The sequence below is a fragment of the Mycolicibacterium holsaticum DSM 44478 = JCM 12374 genome, from assembly GCF_019645835.1.
GTDB lineage: Bacteria > Actinomycetota > Actinomycetes > Mycobacteriales > Mycobacteriaceae > Mycobacterium > Mycobacterium holsaticum.
Window position 1 is genome coordinate 3,145,101 of sequence record NZ_CP080998.1, and the last position, 17,662, is coordinate 3,162,762.

18 protein-coding genes and 4 tRNA genes are annotated in these 17,662 nt (G+C 66.7%); 10 read left to right on the forward strand and 12 right to left on the reverse strand.

Features of this window, described 5'->3' with window-relative positions:
* Positions 1–9 precede the first annotated feature (9 nt).
* From pdxS to K3U96_RS15190, 10 genes are all read right to left on the reverse strand, one after another.
* A complete protein-coding gene (gene pdxS, locus K3U96_RS15145) occupies positions 10–921 on the reverse strand; it encodes a pyridoxal 5'-phosphate synthase lyase subunit PdxS (RefSeq protein WP_069406141.1) in 912 nt (303 codons plus the stop codon).
* Between the two features lie 67 nt (positions 922–988).
* Entirely contained in the window at positions 989–2,035 is a 1,047-nt protein-coding gene (locus K3U96_RS15150) for an NUDIX hydrolase (RefSeq protein WP_220690238.1), read from the reverse strand.
* Positions 2,032–3,231: a glycosyltransferase family 4 protein gene (locus K3U96_RS15155; protein ID WP_220690239.1), complete on the reverse strand. Its 1,200-nt coding sequence runs from the start codon at positions 3,229–3,231 to the stop codon at positions 2,032–2,034. Before K3U96_RS15155 ends, K3U96_RS15150 begins: the two co-directional genes overlap by 4 nt.
* Positions 3,231–4,163: a phosphatidylinositol mannoside acyltransferase gene (locus tag K3U96_RS15160; protein ID WP_220690240.1), complete on the reverse strand. Its 933-nt coding sequence runs from the start codon at positions 4,161–4,163 to the stop codon at positions 3,231–3,233. The genes K3U96_RS15155 and K3U96_RS15160 overlap by 1 nt, the downstream gene beginning before the upstream one ends.
* A complete protein-coding gene (pgsA, locus tag K3U96_RS15165) occupies positions 4,160–4,846 on the reverse strand; it encodes a phosphatidylinositol phosphate synthase (protein WP_271035629.1) in 687 nt (228 codons plus the stop codon). Before pgsA ends, K3U96_RS15160 begins: the two co-directional genes overlap by 4 nt.
* The gene (locus K3U96_RS15170; protein WP_372515028.1) at positions 4,843–5,493 is read right to left on the reverse strand and encodes an ATP adenylyltransferase; all 651 of its coding nucleotides are present in this window, start codon (positions 5,491–5,493) and stop codon (positions 4,843–4,845) included. The genes pgsA and K3U96_RS15170 overlap by 4 nt, the downstream gene beginning before the upstream one ends.
* Positions 5,490–7,544 carry a threonine--tRNA ligase gene (thrS, locus tag K3U96_RS15175; RefSeq protein WP_069406136.1) on the reverse strand — a complete coding sequence of 685 codons (2,055 nt, stop codon included), beginning with the start codon at positions 7,542–7,544 and terminating at the stop codon, positions 5,490–5,492. Before thrS ends, K3U96_RS15170 begins: the two co-directional genes overlap by 4 nt.
* 72 nt (positions 7,545–7,616) lie before the next feature.
* Positions 7,617–8,042 carry a TIGR02611 family protein gene (locus tag K3U96_RS15180; RefSeq protein WP_069406135.1) on the reverse strand — a complete coding sequence of 142 codons (426 nt, stop codon included), beginning with the start codon at positions 8,040–8,042 and terminating at the stop codon, positions 7,617–7,619.
* The gene (locus K3U96_RS15185; protein WP_069406134.1) at positions 8,039–8,656 is read right to left on the reverse strand and encodes a PaaI family thioesterase; all 618 of its coding nucleotides are present in this window, start codon (positions 8,654–8,656) and stop codon (positions 8,039–8,041) included. The genes K3U96_RS15180 and K3U96_RS15185 overlap by 4 nt, the downstream gene beginning before the upstream one ends.
* 24 nt (positions 8,657–8,680) lie before the next feature.
* Complete coding sequence (locus K3U96_RS15190) at positions 8,681–9,550, reverse strand: aldo/keto reductase (protein ID WP_069406133.1); 870 nt, start codon at positions 9,548–9,550, stop codon at positions 8,681–8,683.
* 70 nt (positions 9,551–9,620) lie between these two features.
* Between K3U96_RS15190 and K3U96_RS15195 the strand changes: the two genes are divergently transcribed.
* The 6 genes from K3U96_RS15195 to K3U96_RS15220 all read left to right on the forward strand — a co-directional run bounded on the left by K3U96_RS15195 (position 9,621) and on the right by K3U96_RS15220 (position 15,040).
* Complete coding sequence (locus K3U96_RS15195) at positions 9,621–10,118, forward strand: DUF1990 domain-containing protein (RefSeq protein ID WP_069406132.1); 498 nt, start codon at positions 9,621–9,623, stop codon at positions 10,116–10,118.
* Positions 10,119–10,165: 47 nt separating this feature from the next.
* Positions 10,166–10,885, forward strand: coding sequence for a GAF and ANTAR domain-containing protein (locus K3U96_RS15200; RefSeq protein ID WP_372515029.1), 720 nt, complete (start codon positions 10,166–10,168; stop codon positions 10,883–10,885).
* Positions 10,886–11,049: 164 nt separating this feature from the next.
* Positions 11,050–11,925: a L,D-transpeptidase gene (locus tag K3U96_RS15205; protein WP_069406131.1), complete on the forward strand. Its 876-nt coding sequence runs from the start codon at positions 11,050–11,052 to the stop codon at positions 11,923–11,925.
* A gap of 1,088 nt (positions 11,926–13,013) precedes the next feature.
* Positions 13,014–13,415 (forward strand): phage holin family protein, encoded by a 402-nt coding sequence (locus K3U96_RS15210; protein WP_220690243.1) that lies wholly within the window; start codon positions 13,014–13,016, stop codon positions 13,413–13,415.
* Positions 13,412–13,708, forward strand: a complete 297-nt coding sequence (locus K3U96_RS15215; protein ID WP_069406128.1) for a DUF3618 domain-containing protein — start codon at positions 13,412–13,414, stop codon at positions 13,706–13,708. Before K3U96_RS15210 ends, K3U96_RS15215 begins: the two co-directional genes overlap by 4 nt.
* Before the next feature lie 123 nt (positions 13,709–13,831).
* Positions 13,832–15,040, forward strand: a complete 1,209-nt coding sequence (locus tag K3U96_RS15220; RefSeq protein WP_220690244.1) for a Fic family protein — start codon at positions 13,832–13,834, stop codon at positions 15,038–15,040.
* An 82-nt stretch (positions 15,041–15,122) separates the two neighbouring features.
* Here the strand turns inward: K3U96_RS15220 and K3U96_RS15225 are convergent.
* Positions 15,123–15,197: transfer RNA gene (locus tag K3U96_RS15225), tRNA-Val, on the reverse strand.
* 311 nt (positions 15,198–15,508) lie between these two features.
* Between K3U96_RS15225 and K3U96_RS15230 the strand changes: the two genes are divergently transcribed.
* The 3 genes from K3U96_RS15230 to K3U96_RS15240 all read left to right on the forward strand — a co-directional run bounded on the left by K3U96_RS15230 (position 15,509) and on the right by K3U96_RS15240 (position 15,769).
* Positions 15,509–15,581: transfer RNA gene (locus K3U96_RS15230), tRNA-Gly, on the forward strand.
* A 28-nt stretch (positions 15,582–15,609) separates the two neighbouring features.
* Positions 15,610–15,680: transfer RNA gene (locus K3U96_RS15235), tRNA-Cys, on the forward strand.
* Positions 15,681–15,694: 14 nt separating this feature from the next.
* Positions 15,695–15,769 (forward strand) — tRNA-Val (locus K3U96_RS15240).
* A gap of 130 nt (positions 15,770–15,899) precedes the next feature.
* Here the strand turns inward: K3U96_RS15240 and K3U96_RS15245 are convergent.
* Complete coding sequence (locus tag K3U96_RS15245; protein WP_220690245.1) at positions 15,900–16,535, reverse strand: hypothetical protein; 636 nt, start codon at positions 16,533–16,535, stop codon at positions 15,900–15,902.
* A gap of 88 nt (positions 16,536–16,623) precedes the next feature.
* On the opposite strand from K3U96_RS15245, the gene K3U96_RS15250 reads away from it, so the two are divergent.
* A complete protein-coding gene (locus K3U96_RS15250) occupies positions 16,624–17,616 on the forward strand; it encodes a HEPN domain-containing protein (RefSeq protein ID WP_220690246.1) in 993 nt (330 codons plus the stop codon).
* Positions 17,617–17,662 lie beyond the last annotated feature (46 nt).

Consider the following 17,662-nt stretch of genomic DNA (forward strand, 5'->3'; position numbering starts at 1 on the left):
GAGATGTGTTTACCAGCCGCGTTCGGCGAGCCGGTGCGGGGCCGCCACATCCTCCACGTTGATGCCCACCATGGGCTCCCCCAGCCCGCGCGACACCTTTGCCAGCACGTCGGGGTCGTCATAGAAGGTGGTGGCCTTGACGATCGCGGCGGCGCGTGCCGCCGGGTCGCCGGATTTGAAGATGCCCGAGCCGACGAAGACGCCTTCGGCGCCGAGCTGCATCATCATCGCCGCGTCGGCCGGGGTGGCGATGCCGCCCGCGGTGAACAACGTCACGGGCAACTTCCCGGCGCGCGCCACCTCGACGACGAGATCGTACGGCGCCTGCAATTCCTTTGCGGCGACGTACAGTTCGTCTTCGGACATCGAGGTGAGACGCCGGATCTCGCCGCCGATCGAACGCATGTGGGTGGTCGCGTTGGAGACGTCGCCGGTGCCGGCCTCGCCCTTGGAGCGGATCATCGCCGCGCCCTCGGTGATGCGGCGCAGCGCCTCGCCGAGGTTGGTCGCGCCGCACACAAACGGCACGGTGAACTTCCACTTGTCGATGTGGTGGGTGTAGTCGGCGGGGGTGAGCACCTCGGACTCGTCGACGTAGTCGACGCCGAGGCTCTGCAGGATCTGCGCCTCGACGAAATGGCCGATGCGGACCTTGGCCATCACCGGAATCGTGACCGCCGAGATGATGCCCTCGATGAGATCGGGATCACTCATCCGCGCGACCCCGCCCTGGGAGCGGATGTCGGCAGGTACCCGCTCGAGCGCCATCACGGCCACCGCGCCGGCCGCCTCGGCGATGCGCGCCTGCTCGGGGGTGACGACGTCCATGATCACGCCGCCCTTGAGCATTTCGGCCATGCCGCGCTTGACTCGTGCGGTTCCGGTCTGCGACACAGACCCGTCGTTCGCCGCGGTTTCCACTGCTATCTCCTCCAGATCGCTACTGATCCACTCTAGTGACGGCCGCAAATGCGTTTATTTCGCAGCATCAGCGGATCGATTGCAGCTGCCGCCGCGGCACGGCGCCCCGCGCGTCGGCGAGCGCGTTGGCCAGCTCGTTGGCCTGAGCCAGCAGCTCGCCGAGCTGCACGGGGTATACCGCTTCGCCGCTGGCGACCAGCTCCTGGATCATTGTCTCATCGCACCAGCGGTGCCCGTGAATGTAGGACCGCTCCAGACCGGTCCGGCCGTTCACCGACGGTTCGAACCGGCGGGTGCGGTGCACGAAGAACATCTCCTGGCTGCGGATCACCGACCCGTTGAAGTCGATCACCGCGTCGCGCCGCCACACCGGTCCGATCATCTGGTCGGGGTCCACCTGCAGCCCCGTTTCCTCTTCGACTTCGCGGGCGGCGGCCTGCGGCAGCGTCTCGCCGTGCTGCACCGCACCGCCGACGGTGAACCACCAGCGCGGCGCGGGCTCGTCGACGGCGTCGGCGAAGGCCGGATCAGATCCGCACAACAGCAACACCGCACCCGCGTCGTCGAGCAGCGCGACCCGCGCCGAGACGCGCCTGTTCACCGTCGGGGTGCTCTGCGCCCGCTCGGCGATCTCGAAATAGGTTGGCAGCGCCGCGGTTCCGCCGAGGCGCAGCGCCCGCACCGCAGGGCGTTCCCGCAACGCGAGCGTGTCGCGGACCGCGTCGTTGTGAAAGCGCCGCGCCAACAGCACCCGGGCCTCGGCGTCGGCGAGTTCGGCGACCAGCGCGACGGGCAGCGACGCCGGATCCACCATGGCCAGCGCCGCGGACAGTTCGTTCTCGGCGTCCTCGCGCGTGGACCGCGACGCGCGTTCGGCCGCGTCGGCCAGCGCCGCCAGCCGCTTACCCTGCGGCCCGCCGCCGTAGGCGTCGACGGCCACGGCGCGGGCGACGACGGCCCGCCGCCCCAGCGCCCCGTCCAGGGCCTGCCAGGACAGGTCGTAGCGCACGTGGAGGCGGTCGAGCCGGTTGGCGGTCTGAAACGCCCACCCGCCGACCGCCAGGATCACCGCGGCCAGCACCGCGAGCGTGATCACCACGATCCAGGTGGTCAATTAGATCCCCCGGTCGTCCCCCTGGCCGTCGGCCGGGCGGTGCCCCCAACGGTCTCCCCTGCTGCGCGCGCCGAACCGGCCACCTGCACCTTCATCCCGGCCCCGGCCACGGTTTCGTAGACCCGCATGATCTCGCGTGCCACCACCGACCAGTCGTAGCGGCGCACCGCGTCCGACGCCGCCTCGATGTAGCGCTCGCGCACGATGTCGTTCTCCAGCACCTCGATCAGCCCTTCGGCGAGCGCATCGGGGTCGTCGACGCGCACCAACCGGCCCACCTCGCCGTCCCGCAGCACCCGCCGGAACGCATCGAGGTCGCTGGCGACCACCGCGGTGCCGGCCGCCATCGCCTCGACGAGCACGATGCCGAAGCTCTCGCCGCCGGTGTGCGGCGCGCAGTACACGTCCGCGCTGCGCATCGCCGACGCTTTCGCCCGGTCGTCGACCTGGCCGAGGAACCGAAGGTGCCCGGCCAGCTTTCCGGCGTCCTCGCGCAGTTCGTCGGCGTCGCCGCGACCCACAATGAGGATCTCGATGTCCGCGAACCGCTCGACCAGCGCGGGCAGCGCCCGCAGGAGCACGCTCATGCCCTTGCGCGGCTCGTCGTAGCGGCCGAGGAACAGCACCGACTTGCCCTGCCGCGGATAGCCTTCCAGCCGCGCCGCGGTCGCGAACGACCCCACGTCGACCCCGTTGGGTATCTCCACCGCGTCGCTGCCCAACGCCTCCATCTGCCACCGCCGCGCCAGGTCCGACACCGCGATGCGGCCGACGATCTTCTCGTGCATGGGCCGCAGGATCGGCTCGAATACGCTGAGCGTCAACGATTTTGTCGTCGAGGTGTGAAAGGTGGCGACGATCGGGCCTTCGGCGATGTTGAGCGCCAGCATCGACAGGCTCGGCGCGTTGGGCTCGTGCAGGTGCAGCACGTCGAAGTTCCCGTCGGCCAGCCACCGTTTCACCAGGCGGTGGGTGGCCGGACCGAACCGCAGCCGCGCCACCGAACCGTTGTAGGGAATCGGCACCGCCTTGCCGCCGGACACCACGTAGTCCGGCAGCGTCACGTGCGCAGACGACGGCGCCAGCACGCTGACGTCGTGCCCGCGGTCGTGCATCACCTCGGCGAGCTGCAGGACGTGGGACTGCACCCCGCCGGGAACGTCGAACGAATACGGGCACACCATGCCGATCCGCATCAGCTCGCTCCCAGCTTGGCGCGCCGCTCGGCGGGCAGGTCGGCCAGCCATTGCGGCTGCATCATGTGCCAGTCTGCCGGGTGCGCGGCGATGTTGCGGGCGAACCGGTCGGCCAACGCCTGGGTGATGGCGGTGACGTCACCCGACGAGGTGTCCACCGGCGGATACACGCCCATGCCCCAGCCGTCCCCCTCGAACCAGCAGTGCGCGGGCAGCAGCACCGCACCGGTCTCGATGGCCAGCTTCGCCGACCCGGCGGGCATGCGGGTGGGCTCACCGAAGAAGTCCACCGCGACGCCGTTGCGGCTGAGGTCGCGCTCGGCCATCAGGCACACCACGCCGTTGGCGTGCAGGCGTTCGCGCAGCACCTCATACGGTGGGCGGTCGCCGCCGGACGACGGCACCACCTCGAACCCCAGGCTCTCCCGGTAGGCGACGAACCGGTGATAGAGGGATTCGGGTTTGAGGCGTTCGGCGACGGTGGTGAACGGTCCGTGGTTCTGCACCAGCCACACCCCGGCCATGTCCCAGTTGCCGCTGTGCGGAAGGGCCAGCACCACACCGCGGCCCGCCTCCAGCGCCGCCCACACCCGGTCGACGTCGTGCACGAACAACTCGCGGCCCACCGCTTCGTGGTCCATGGTGGGCAGCCGGAAGGCCTCACGCCAGTAGCGGGCGTAGGACGCCAGCGACGCCCGCATCAACCCGTCGGGCACCCGGTCGGGTGCGACGCCGAGCACCCGGGCCAGGTTCTTGCGCAGCTGTTCTGGTCCGCCGCCCCGCGCCGCGTAGTGTGCGCCCGCACCGAAGGCGTTGCGCGCCACGATCTCCGGCATGGCGCGTACCAGCCGCCAGCCGGCCGCGTAGCCCCAGTCCGTCAACCGCCCGCTCAGCGGGTTGCCCGTCTGCGGTGCCGGCTGAGTGCTCGTCACGCCTTCTCCTCCCCCTGCCCGCGGGGCGGGTGATGGTCCCTGGCGTCGGGTTTGGTCAGCGGATCCATCGCGCCCGGTGAGGTCCGCACGCTGTGCACCCGCTGCCCGAGCGTGATGAGGCTGGTGATCGCCAGCGCCCACATCGCCACGTGCAGCAGCCACGGCATCGGGAAGAACGGCAGGTCGGACAGGCCGGCGCCGGACAGCACGATGATCAGCCGCTCCGGGCGCTCGATGAGCCCACCCTCCGCGGACAGCCCGCTGGCCTCGGCGCGGGCCTTGATGTAGGAGATGACCTGCGAGGTGACCAGGCAGATCGCGGTGGCGACCACCAACGACGCGCTGTCCAGGCCGAAGGCGGCCCACCACAGCAGCCCGCAGAAGATCGCCCCGTCGCCGATGCGGTCGCAGGTAGCGTCGAGCACCGCACCGAACCGGGTACCGCCGCCGCGCTCGCGGGCCATCGCGCCGTCGAGCATGTCGGCGAGCACGAAGAAGAACACGGCCACCGCGCCCCACCACAGCTGCCCGATCGGGAACAGCGTGAGCGCGCCGAGCACGGAGCCCGCCGTGCCCAGGATCGTGATCGTGTCGGGTGTGAAGCCGGCCCGCAGCGCGGCCTTGGCGATCGGCTTGCTGAGCTTGGCGTAGGCCGCGCGGGTCATCAGGTAGAAGTTGCTCAGTGCTCCATCCCCCGTCGCTCCGTCCCCCTGTGCTTCGCGCGGGCGGTGCCCCCACGCTCGGGCTGCCTAGCCCACTCCGTCGCCAGCAGTTGACGGGTCTCGCGCAGCAGCTGCGGCACCACCTTGGCGCCGCCGATGATCGTGATGAAGTTGGCGTCGCCGATCCAGCGCGGCACCACGTGCATGTGCAGGTGCTCGGCCAGCGAACCTCCCGACACCCTGCCGAGGTTGAGTCCGACGTTGAAGCCCATCGGGTTGGAGACGCTCTTGATGACCCGAATCGCCTTCTGGGTGCACGCCATCAGCTCGATGCTTTCCGCCTCGGTGAGGTCCTCCAGCTCCGAGACCCGCCGGTAGGGCACCACCATGAGATGGCCGGGGTTGTACGGGTACAGGTTGAGCACCACGTACACCAGCTCGCCGCGGGCGACCATCAGCCCGTCCTCGTCGGACAGCGTCGGGATCTCGGTGAAGGGCCGCGACTCGCCGGTCTTCTCGCGCCGCAACGGGGTTTCGGCGATGTAGGTCATCCGGTGCGGCGTCCACAGCCGCTGCAGATGGTCGGGCTCACCGACGCCTTGATCGACGATGGTGCGGTCGTCGGGCTCGGCGGTCGGCTCCTGACGCAGGCCTTCATCGCGGGTCACGACTCATCGCCCACCTTGAGTAGATCGGCAGTGGGCGTGGCGTTTTCGCGGCCACTCACCCAGTTGACGATCGCATCGACGGCGGTATCGCGTGGCACACCGTTGAGCTGGGTGCGGTCGCCGAAGCGGAAGCTGACCGCCTCGGCTTCCACGTCGCGGTCCCCGGCCACCAGCATGAACGGCACCTTCTGGTTGGTGTGGTTGACGATCTTCTTGGCCATCCGGTCGTCGCTGGTGTCGACCTCGGCGCGGATGCCGCGCAGTTTCAGTTGCGCGGCAACGCCGTTGAGGTACGGGATGTGGTCGTCGGAGACCGGGATGCCGACCACCTGCACCGGTGCCAGCCACGCCGGAAACGCGCCGGCGTAGTGCTCGGTGAGGATGCCGAAGAACCGCTCGATCGATCCGAACAGCGCGCGGTGGATCATCACCGGGCGCTGCCGGGACCCGTCGGCCGCGGTGTACTCCAGCTCGAAGCGTTCGGGGAAGTTGAAGTCCAGCTGGATGGTCGACATCTGCCAGCTGCGCCCGAGCGCGTCCTTGACCTGCACCGAAATCTTCGGACCGTAAAACGCCGCGCCGCCGGGATCGGGCACCAGCTCCAGACCCGATGCGGCCCCGACCTCGGCGAGCACGTCGGTGGCCTCTTCCCAGAGTTCGTCGGAGCCGACGAACTTCTTGGGGTCCTTGGTCGACAGTTCGAGGTAGAAGTCGGTCAGACCGTAGTCGGCGAGCAGATCCAGCACGAAGCTCAGCAGCGAGGTCAGCTCACCGCGCATCTGGTCACGGGTGCAGTAGATGTGCGCGTCGTCCATCGTCAGGCCGCGCACCCGGGTCAGCCCGTGCACGACGCCGGACAGCTCGTAGCGGTAGACGGTGCCGAACTCGAAGAGCCGCAACGGAAGTTCGCGATAGGACCGCCCGCGGGACCGGTAGATCAGGCAGTGCATCGGGCAGTTCATCGGTTTGAGGTAGTAGTCCTGGCCCGGTTTGCGCACCGTGCCGTCCTCGTTGTACTCGGCGTCCAGGTGCATCGGCGGGAACATGCCGTCGGCGTACCAGTCCAGGTGCCCGGAGATCTTGAACAGCTCGGCCTTGGTGATGTGCGGGCTGTTGACGAACTGGTAGCCGGCCTCGTTGTGCTTGCGCCGCGAGTAGTCCTCCAGCTCGCGCCGGATGATGCCGCCCTTGGGGTGGAAAACCGCGAGGCCCGAACCGATTTCGTCGGGAAAGCTGAACAGGTCCAGTTCGGCGCCGAGCTTGCGGTGGTCGCGGCGCTGGGCCTCCTCGATCAGCTCGAGGTGGCGGTCGAGGGCTTCCTGGGACTCCCAGGCGGTGCCGTAGATGCGCTGCAGGCTGGGGTTGTCCTGGTTGCCGCGCCAGTAGGCGGCTGAGCTGCGGGTGAGTTTGAACGCCGGGATGTAGCGCGTCGTGGGGATGTGCGGGCCCCGGCACAGATCGCCCCATTCCCGTTCCTTGGTGCGGGGATTGAGGTTGTCGTAGGCGGTCAGCTCGTCGCCCCCGACCTCCATCACGTCGGGGTCCCCGGACTTGTCGTCGACGAGTTCGAGTTTGTACGGCTCGTTGGCAAGTTCTTCGCGCGCTTGGTCTTTGGACTCATACACGCGCCGCGCGAACAGCTGGCCTTCCTTGACGATCTGGCGCATGCGCTTCTCCAGCGCCGCCAGATCCTCCGGGGTGAACGCGCGCTCGACGTCGAAGTCGTAGTAGAAGCCGTCGGTGATCGGCGGGCCGATGCCGAGCTTGGCCTCGGGAAACAGGTCCTGCACGGCCTGGGCGAGCACGTGTGCGGCGGAGTGGCGCAGGACGCTGCGGCCCTCCTCGGTGTTGGCGGCCACCGGCGTCACCTCGACGTCGGCATCGGGCGCCCAGGACAAATCGCGCAGCCGGCCGTCGGGATCACGGACGACGACGATCGCGTCGACGGCGCCGCGGCTGGGCAGGCCCGCTTCCCGAACCGCCGCCCCCGCGGTGGTCCCGGCAGCGACCCGGATCGGGGCTGCGGGGGCGTGGTTGACGGCGGCGCTCATCGGGGACTCTCCAAGCTCTCGGGGAAATTTTCGGAACAACTCAGGACGCGACCATGCTATCTAGGCGGGCGCTCAGGATCCCAAGCCAATCGGGCTGGTCAACCAGGTCCACTCGATACCGACCAGTCCGGCGCTCCAGGACAGCGCCCCCAGCAGCCACAGCGTGACCCCGACGACCAGCGCGGTGAACAGGCCGCCGAGCGCCTGCACGGCCCAGTGCTGACGCTGAAACCAGGCCATCACCTCGTCGTAGCGCCGGCGCACGACGAGAAGCGCGCGTCGCGCCCAGACGAACTCAGTGGACAGAATGCCCAGCCCGACGAACACGATGGCCCAGCCCGGCCCGGGATACGGGATCGCCACGATCCCGACGGCCAGCACCAGCAGGCCGACGACCCCGACGGCGACGCGGTAGGCGAAGTCGACCCGGCGCCGTCCGCGCAGCCGCTCGCGCCACCGCAGCCAGCGGGGTGCCTCCTGGTCCTTCTGGTCGGTCACGGCTGGCCAGGTTTGAGCTTGACGAACAGCGCCTCGGCGTCGGCCAGCACGGTGTCCCCGTCAAGCAGCCGGCCTTCGATGAAGATCTTTCGGCCCTCGACGCGGTCGACGCCGGCGTCGACCGCCAACTCCTTCTCGATCGGCACGATCTGGCGGTAGTTCACATGCAGGAAGGCGGTGCGCTGCTTGTGGCCTTCGGTCATCCGGAACGCGGTGTAGCCCAGCACCGAGTCGAACAGCTGCGCAATGCACCCGCCGTGCACGGCGCCGTTGCGGCCGAGATGAAACCGGCGGAAATGGACGACGCCGCCGACCCGACCGGCGTCGGTCTTGTGGTATTCCCCCGGTATCCCGAGCACACTGCCCCGGTTCGGCAGGTCCAGGCGCCGGCCCGACGGCGACGTCCACTCGTCGACTTCGTAGGGCACCAGCAGCCGGGAGACCTTGTCGAGCAGGTCGGCGGCTTGGGTGATCACCTCGTCGGGAGCGTCGACCGCGCGGGCGTGGTCCTGCAACGTGCGGACCCCTTCGACGAACCTGCCGTAGTCCGGCCCGCCCTTGGTGGTGGGTTGCGGCGGATTGAACCCGCCACCTGGATGCGCATCGATGCTCACCCGCTCACCGTATTGCCTGGCGTGTTACCCGGCGGCACCGGCTTTGCTCAGCGTCTCGAACTCGTCGTCGGACAGCTCGATCGCCGCGGCGGCGACGTTCTCCTCGAGGTGGGCGACCTTGGAGGTGCCCGGGATCGGCAGCATCACCGGGGAGCGTTTGAGCAGCCACGCCAGCGCCAGCTGCGACGGGGACGCGTGGTGGTCGGCGGCGATGCGTTGCAGCGGACCGTCGGGCGCCGCCAACGGACCGGCGGCCAGCGGAAACCACGGGATGAACCCGACACTTTGCGCTTCGCAGGCCGCCAGCAGCGGTTCGGCGGCGCGCATGGTGAGGTTGTACATGTTCTGCACCGACACGATGGTGGCGACCTTCTGCGCGGCTTCGAGCTGCTCGACGGAGATCTCCGACAGCCCGATGTGGCGGATCTTGCCTTCCTGCTGCAGCGCCACGAGTTCACCCAGTTGATCTTCGGCGGGGAACTTGTCGTCGATGCGGTGCAGCTGGAACAGGTCGATGGTGTCGACGCCGAGGCGGCGCAGGCTCATCTCGCATTCCTGACGCAGATACGGCGGATAGCCGAGCACCGGCCACTCGTCGGGCCCGGTGCGCACCAGACCGGCCTTGGTCGCGATCACCACGCCGTCGTAGGGATGCAGCGCTTCGCGGATCAACTCCTCGGAGACGTACGGGCCGTAGGAGTCGGCGGTGTCGATGAAGTCGACGCCCAACTCGACGGCGCGACGCAGCACCCGGATGCATTCATCACGGTCGACCGCCGGCCCCCACACCCCTGTGCCGGTCAGCCGCATGGCGCCGAAGCCGAGACGGTTGACGGTCAGGTCACCGCCGATGGTGAACGTTCCCGATGCCTGCGCGATGCTCTTGGTGGTCATGATTTGAACGTACGCCGCGCCGTGACGGTCGCAACCCCACGCAGCCCGCGACGCGATAGCGTCACCGCTGGTGAAACTGAGTGAGCTTGCGGCGCTGCCGCTGACCTACGCCGAGGTGGGCGCCACTGCGGCGACGTTGCCGTCGGGCTACCACCATGTGCAGAAGAGTGCCGTCATCGGCAGGGGCCGTGCACGTTTCGAGCAGGCTGCGGCGACCGGGATGCGCTGGGGCATGCTGCGCGGCGCCGGGGTCAGGGTCGAGGCGACGACGGAGGTCGCCCAGGTGGGTTCGGAGGTGATCGTCCATCTCGGACCGGTGCGCGCACCGTGCCGGGTCGTCTACGTCGTCGACGAACCCGATCGGCGCGGATTCGCCTACGGCACCCTGCCCGGCCACGCCGAATCCGGTGAGGAGCTGTTCTTGGTCCGTTACGATCCCGACACCGACGAGGTGTCGGCGGCGGTGACGGCCTTCTCCCGGCACGCCACCTGGTGGAGTCGACTGGCATCGCCCGTGACGTCGTTGGTGCAGCGGATCGTCACGGAGCGCTATTTGCAGGCCCTTTGAGTCCCGTTGCGCGTAGCGTGTAATGCCTATCAGAGGACGGTCCAACGGTGACGATTAACGGATCCACGGGGGCAGAAGACGCACATCTCCGCATCGCGGGGATCGTGCAGAATCTGTACAGCCGACCCGACACCGATTCGGCCACCGTGATCGCCGAACTGGCCGAGCACGCCGCCGCTGAGATTCCCGGCGCCCAGTACGCGGGCATCACCGTCACCCGCGACCACAAGCACATCGACACCACGGCGGCGACCCACACCTGGCCGGTGTTGTTGGACGAGATTCAGCAACGCCACCGCGAGGGTCCGTGCCTGACCGCGGCGTGGGAGGAAAAGGTCATCCACGTCGCCGACCTCCAGACCGAGGACCGGTTCCCGCTCTACCGCCGTGATGCGTTGGCAGAGACACCGATTCGTTCCGTCATGGCGTTCCAACTGTTCATCGCCGGCCAGACGATGGGGGCGTTGAACGTCTATGCCGAAAGCCCGAACGTGTTCGGCGAGACGGCCAGAAACCTCGGCATGGTGTTCGCTGCCCATTCGTCGGTGGTGTGGAATTCGGCCCGCCGGGACGAGCAGTTCAGGCAGGCCCTGGCCAGCCGCGACACCATCGGTCAGGCCAAGGGGATGATCATGGAACGTTACGGCGTGGATGCGGTGCGCGCTTTCGACTTGCTGCGCAAGCTTTCTCAGGATTCCAATGTGCCGTTGATCCAGATCGCGGCAGAACTGGTGGAAAAGGCCCAGTCGCCGGAGAAGTCCAATTAGCCGCTAGCGCGCGAGGGGCACGTTCGTGTTCGCGGAAACCGCGGGCCGTGGCCGAACCGTGACTGAGACTTAACCGTATTGCTCACGCGCCCTTACCCATCCATTGGTGACGGCACCCATAGCATCTTATTGACACCAGAGAAATTTCAAGGGAGCCCAAATCCGTGCGTGGCGTTGTTCGGTGTGTTCTTGCTGCCGTCGTGGTCGCTACCAGTGTAGTTGTCGGCCCGGCTGATACCAGCCTGGCAGCGGCGAACCGGTCGTTGACGAGCGTTATCACCTCCGTGCTGCCCTCGCCGGATCAGGTCGTCGGTGTGGCGCACCCGGTGGTGGTGACGTTCGGCGCGCCGATCATCGACAAACGCGCCGCAGAGCGGACCCTCAACATCACGTCGTCACCAGCCATGACCGGCACGTTCGAATGGCTCGAGAACAACGTCGTGCAGTGGACGCCCGACCAATTCTGGCCGGCGCACAGCACGGTGGCGCTTTCGGTGGGCGGCCTGTCGACGCGGATCGTGACGGGGGCCGCCGTTGTCGGTGTGGCCAACATCGCTGAGCACACGTTCACCGTGACCATCGACGGTGTCGAAGCCGGTCCGCCGCAGATCCTGCCGGCGCCGCATCACCGTCCCCACTTCGGAGAGCCGGGAGTTTTCCCGGCGACCATGGGCAGAGACAAGTATCCGACCCCGGTCGGCACCTTCCCCGTTCTCGCCAAAGAACGTGAGGTGGTTATGGATTCGAGCAGCGTCGGCATTCCCGTCACCGCCGATGACGGCTACCACCTGACCGTGGACCACGCTATTCGTCTGACCCGCCGTGGCATTTTCGTGCACTCGGCGCCGTGGGCCGTCAACTCGATGGGATACGAGAACACCAGCCACGGATGCATCGGTCTGAGCCCCGAGGACGCGGAGTGGTACTTCGACGTCGTCAAGGTCGGCGACCCGGTGATCGTGCAGGAAAACAGCGTCGAGATTCCGCGGCCGGTTGCGCCGAAGGCTCCCGTCGAAGTTCCCCGGATCGTTTCTGGCTGACACGCTTTCGCACGTCTCCGGCGGCACGGCTAGCGGCCGTCGGCCATCCCGGGCCCTGCTTGGCCTGCTGTCCTGACACGGATTGACACCCCGCGCTGTGGTATGCGCGGGGTGTCTGATGTCCTGGGTTACCGTCTCGTGCAATGAATTTGGCCCGGCGGTGAGTTGTCACTCGCCGCCGGGCCAAAACCGGTAGTGGGTTAGTTGTGCGTGATCAGCCTGTCGGACCAGGCGCGAGCGGCTGTCCGGGCACAGGCGCACCCGCGGGCGCGGGGCCTGTCACCACTCCCTTACCGCCTGCACCGGCCATCTCGGTGATCGGAGCCACCGGCGCGAGCGGTGCGATCGGAGCACCGGCCGCCGCGATCGGCGGAGCCAGCGGCGGAACAACCGGTGGCGGAACGACCGGTGGTGGCACCAGCGGCGGCGGAACAACCGGCGGAACCAGGGGCGGCGGGATGACCGGTGGAGCCACAGGCACCGGTCCAGGCAACGCCATCGGTACGCCGGCCATATCGGTCAGCGGTAGGCATACGCCTGCCGCCGCCGGTGCCGGCGCCTGCCCAGCCGACGTCTCGACACAGTCGGCGCCGCCGGTTTTAAACGGGACCGCCAACGCCGTCGGGCTCAACGCCACGGCTACCCCACACAACCCAGCCCCAACAACGGCTGTGATTTTGCCTCGATCAAAGACCGTCATCGACGTCGATCCCTTCATTTACCTCAGATAATCCGCACTCATTCATGCAGCAGAGCCGCATGCCGTACCGGAGTCGCGGTTATGCGACCGCGTAAATTATCAGCACTCGACGTCGACGACGCGCCGCGCCGCACCGCACCGTTTCCAAATGGTGACCGGTATGGAAGACCCGAGTGTCCTTCCGCCCGCCTGCCGCTGCCCCAGATTGCTTCACGGCACGGAAATCGCTTTACCGCAGCGCTTTTGGTTATCCAACCGTCACCAACATGAGTCGTGATCGTCATCGAAGGCGCCGCCAGAATGTGCCTTCGGCAGCGCTGGACGTTTGGTTCGGTCACACGGGGGCACTTCTGTAGGGCAGAGCACTCAAATCAGAGGTTGGTATGTGATGGCCGTGGAATCCAGGCCCACCGCCGATGCGTCGATCGGCGAGTTGATGGGCCAGTTGTCGACGCAAACGTCGCGGCTGATCCGCGATGAGATGCGGCTCGCCCAGAAAGAGTTCCAGGAGGCGGCCAGGCACGCCGGGATCGGCGCCGGTTTGTTCAGCGTCGCGGGCCTGCTGGCGTTCTTCGGGGTGGCGACGTTCATCACGGCCGGCATCGCCGCGCTGTCGCTGGTGCTGCCGGTCTGGGCGGCGGCGCTGATCGTGGGCGCCGTGTTGTTCGTCGCGGCCGGTATTGCCGCGTTGATCGGGCGTAAACAAACCAATGAGGTGACGCCGGCGGCGCCGCGGACCGTCGAGACGGTGAAGGCCGACATCGAGGAGTTGAAGGAGGCCCGGTCATGACCACGCCTGAGTCCGGTCGCCCCGAGCCGGGTCCCTCGGCCGACATCGCCGAGATCGAGGCCGACATCGAGCAGACCCGCGACGAGCTCGGCCAGACCGTGGCGGCGCTGTCATCGAAGCTCGACGTCAAGGAACGCTCCAGGCAGAAGGCCGCCGAGACCAAGGAGCGAGTCGCCGAGAAGGCCGACACGCTGCGGCACACGGCTACCGACAATCCCTCGCGCACGGTGCCGATCGCGATCGTGGTGTTGGCGGTCCTCGCCGGGATCGTGATCTGGAGGCGACGTCGGTAGTGCGTCAGGACGGGACTGCGCCAACGGCTTTGACTTCGGGACCCCGCTTCGTGGGTCGCAGACGTGATGCCAAGCGCCGTCCATAGCATCACTTAATGCACTAAGTGATGCTATCGTGGGAACGTGGCATCAGTTGGTAGGAGCACCGCACTGTCGTACGAAACGCTGACGTGGGATGCGCCCGTTGAGGCAGGCTACGGACTCGCAGACCTGCGCGCGGCGCAGCGCCAGGCGGGCAAGTATGAAGCAGCAATCCCCGCCTCCATCGCGAAACTGGCGGTCGCGCTCCCCGCCGCAGTCCTCGCCGACGCCGAGGAAGCGAGCAATGAGATCACCCGATTCGATGCTGAGCTTGGTGACGAGATTGCACCGTTCTCAGCGGTCTTGCTGCGTACCGAATCAGCAGCAAGCTCCAACATCGAGAACTTAACCGCATCGGCGCGCGCCATCGCCGAAGCCGAAGCCCTCGGCGACACCAGCCGGCGCAACGCTGCCGAGATCGTGTCCAACACCGAAGCTATGAAGGCAGCCATTGCTCTGGCCGACCAGATCGACGAGAACGCGATCCTCGCCATGCACTCGGCGTTGATGCGTGACAGCAACCCGGCGACGGCCGGACAGTGGCGCGCTGAACCAGTCTGGATCGGCGGCGGAAACTTCGGTCCCCGGGGCGCCGACTACATCGCTCCTCATCACTCGCGCGTCCCCGACACGATTGCCGATCTACTCGCGTTCGCCCGCCGCGCCGATGTGCCCGCACTTCCCCAGATCGCGATAGCGCACGCTCAGTTTGAGACCATCCACCCGTTCACCGACGGCAACGGACGCACCGGACGAGCGCTGATCCAAGCGATGCTGCACCACAAGCGGCTTACCCGCCAGATCACCGTCCCCGTCTCGGCCGGCCTCCTCACCAACACCGACGCGTACTTCGACGCGCTCAGCGCTTACCGCCAGGGCGATCCAGCCCCGATCGTCGAGCGTCTTTCGGAAGCATCGCTGCTCGCCGTCGCCAACGGCCGTCAACTCGTCGCCGACCTCAGGTCGATTCGCGAAGAGTGGGACTCAAGGATCACTGCCCGCCGCGACTCGGCTGTTCATCGCGTCGCCGACCTACTTATCAAGCACCCGGTGGTCAACGCGCAGTCGCTCCAGCGCGAACTCGCCATCAGGACTGAAAACGCCCGTCGATACATCGACCCGCTGGCAAATGCCGGGATCATTGTCGAAATCACTGACCGCGCACGCAACCGAGCCTGGCGCGCGCCCGAGGTCCTGAGCGCGCTCGATGCCTTCGCAGTGCGCGCCGGGCGGCGGGCGCACCCGAGCTAGCGGGCAGTCGCCGGCAGGCTAGCCGCCGAACTGCAAATGCCCTACGCGGGCGGAGACGTGGCCTCTGACCTGTGATTATTGGTGGTGGTCCCGACTGGGATCGAACCAGTGACCTTCCGCGTGTGAGGCGGACGCTCTCCCGCTGAGCTACGAGACCGGGATGCTCGACTGAAGGGCCGAACGACGTCGAAGACTAGCACGTTCGAGGCTACCGACCCGAATCGCCGACGCTGTTTTGGTGGGCGGTTCGTGCGGGGAGTTGGCCATCGCCGGAGCACGATGGGGCGGTCGAAACCGATGACGGGATGGCGGTACGGGCCAGCGCTTCTCGGCTGTGCGCGACGTAGGACGGCTAGGCTGGTGGATGACCCAAGTGCCGACGCGACGACGGCATCTCGGGATTTGTGCAGGTACGCTTACGTCGACTAAGGTCGTGCTTCGCGACGGGCGACGTGTCGTTCGTGGCGCGCGGATGTAGCGCAGTTGGTAGCGCATCACCTTGCCAAGGTGAGGGTCGCGGGTTCGAATCCCGTCATCCGCTCGAAGGTGCAGTGGCATCAAAGCCCAGCGGTGGAGTGGCCGAGTGGTGAGGCAACGGCCTGCAAAGCCGTGCACACGGGTTCGATTCCCGTCTCCACCTCAACGTAGGACCCGGCGCGATTAGCTCAGCGGGAGAGCGCTTCCCTGACACGGAAGAGGTCACTGGTTCAATCCCAGTATCGCGCACCACAGTCTGTGCAGTTCAGGCCCGGTTTCTACCGGGCCTTCGCTGTATCCGTGTACTAAACGTGAACTGACCAGCGAAACCCTCGGCCCGCGTGGCACCACAGCCGTCGCCCGCCGACCGCCGCACGTACCACTACTCGTTGATGAACCGCACTGGCTGGCTCCCGCCCACACGCTTCCAGCTGCGGCCCTGGACGTCGGTGAAAGAGAAAACGACATCTTCGAGAAAGGGGGTCAAACGGTGTTCGGTGATTACCGGCCGCGTTGGAGGCACTGTCGGCTTACTTCCGCGACTGACACCCGATGGTCCAAAGGTCCCGTCTGGGACCAATACGGGGTTCCCCTCGCGTCCAATACCTAAGTACGCCTCCCCGGGTATCACCCACTCCGCCTTCGAAGAGTTCATGCGGCTTGCGGTCTCACCGATGTGGAAGAAGATGTTGAATACCGGTGACTGACTGCGGTTGCGAATCACAAGGGCGTGGGGATCGCCAGGTTGCTCGTCAGCAGGCTCCACGATGATGAGTCTCGCCTGATTCGCTTCCCCGCCCCGCCGCTCGGCTTGGGACGCACGCCATTCTCTTGCGGCGAGGAACAATGCGCCGAAGGCCGCGAACGTACCCACTGCGGCCAGCCACTCGGCCACGTTGCCCAGTGGGACAGTCCAGCCGCGCGAGCGGAGCATCGTGGCTTGCACGACGACAGCAGCCGCCAAGACCATGACCAGAAACGCGAGCAGGATGATTGCCCACGTACGCCAGTTCCTCACGCGGCGAACTTACCGACTCTAGGTGGGTTGTCGTTGCGCTTGTGTCGACCCGCGCACCGGGACGCCGACAGGGTGCGAGCATCGCAAGATGACGTACTCGTTTCGCAACCGATTCCGGCTCAGGGACGGAGATCGGCTCGACGCCGACGTTCACACAATCACGCTGGCGGATTCAGAGGACGACGGGCTGGTCACCCTGCGTCCCGTTCGACGCAACACAGAGGAGCAAGACACCGCCATTTCCGAGGCAGCCGAACTCGTGTTGAGGGGTGTCGGCTACGGCGATGCCGATGCTGCGTGGGCAGCGGGACGCAAGTGGCGGCAATGTCTAACCGCCACTCTCGCGCGCGAATTCATGGGCGTCGACCTTGGCCCCGACAACCGCGAAACACCAACCATTGACGTCGTGATTACACACGAGCCATCAACGATGTTGCAATCAATTGGCTTGCAGGCTGGAGACAGAACAATCGGGGATGGTTACAGGCTGCTCGTGTACCGAACAGATCCCGATCCAACTTTCCTCACTTTCACGATGGGGCCTGTCACGCTGCGACTTTCGGGCTGGCTAGATAGGTTCCAACAGAGAATGAGCGAGGCGCGGGAGCGCGATCACCAAATATGGGATACGCAGAAGACCATCGCCTACCAGCTTGTGCACCAAGCCCTGCTCGATTCGAATCCAGAGACGCGGCACATACAGCTTGTCACCGCGATTGAGGTGCTCTTCAAAGAGCAGCGTCGTCCGCAACCGGTTCTGGATGCGCTCGACAAGCTGCTCAGCGACGTCGCCGAATGGTCCGAGTGCGACGCAAAGACTTCCATCTCAGAAATACTGCGACAGGACAAGAAAGAATCAATCTCGCGCACTGGACAGGAATACGTGTCCGCAAGGTTGCGCGGTACCTACCGCGACATGACGCCAGCAGCCTTTTTCAAGGACGTCTACGGCATTAGGAGTCGGCTCGTCCACGGCCCGAGCGGCAACAAACCGAGGCCGACCAATGACGAGCTGAACAATATCTGGGTCGACGTCCTCAAATTTGCTCTCGATCTCTTGGATACTTGCGAGACTGAATGACGCGCGAGCTGCCTAACCTGCAATAGAAACCAAACGATTCGCAATC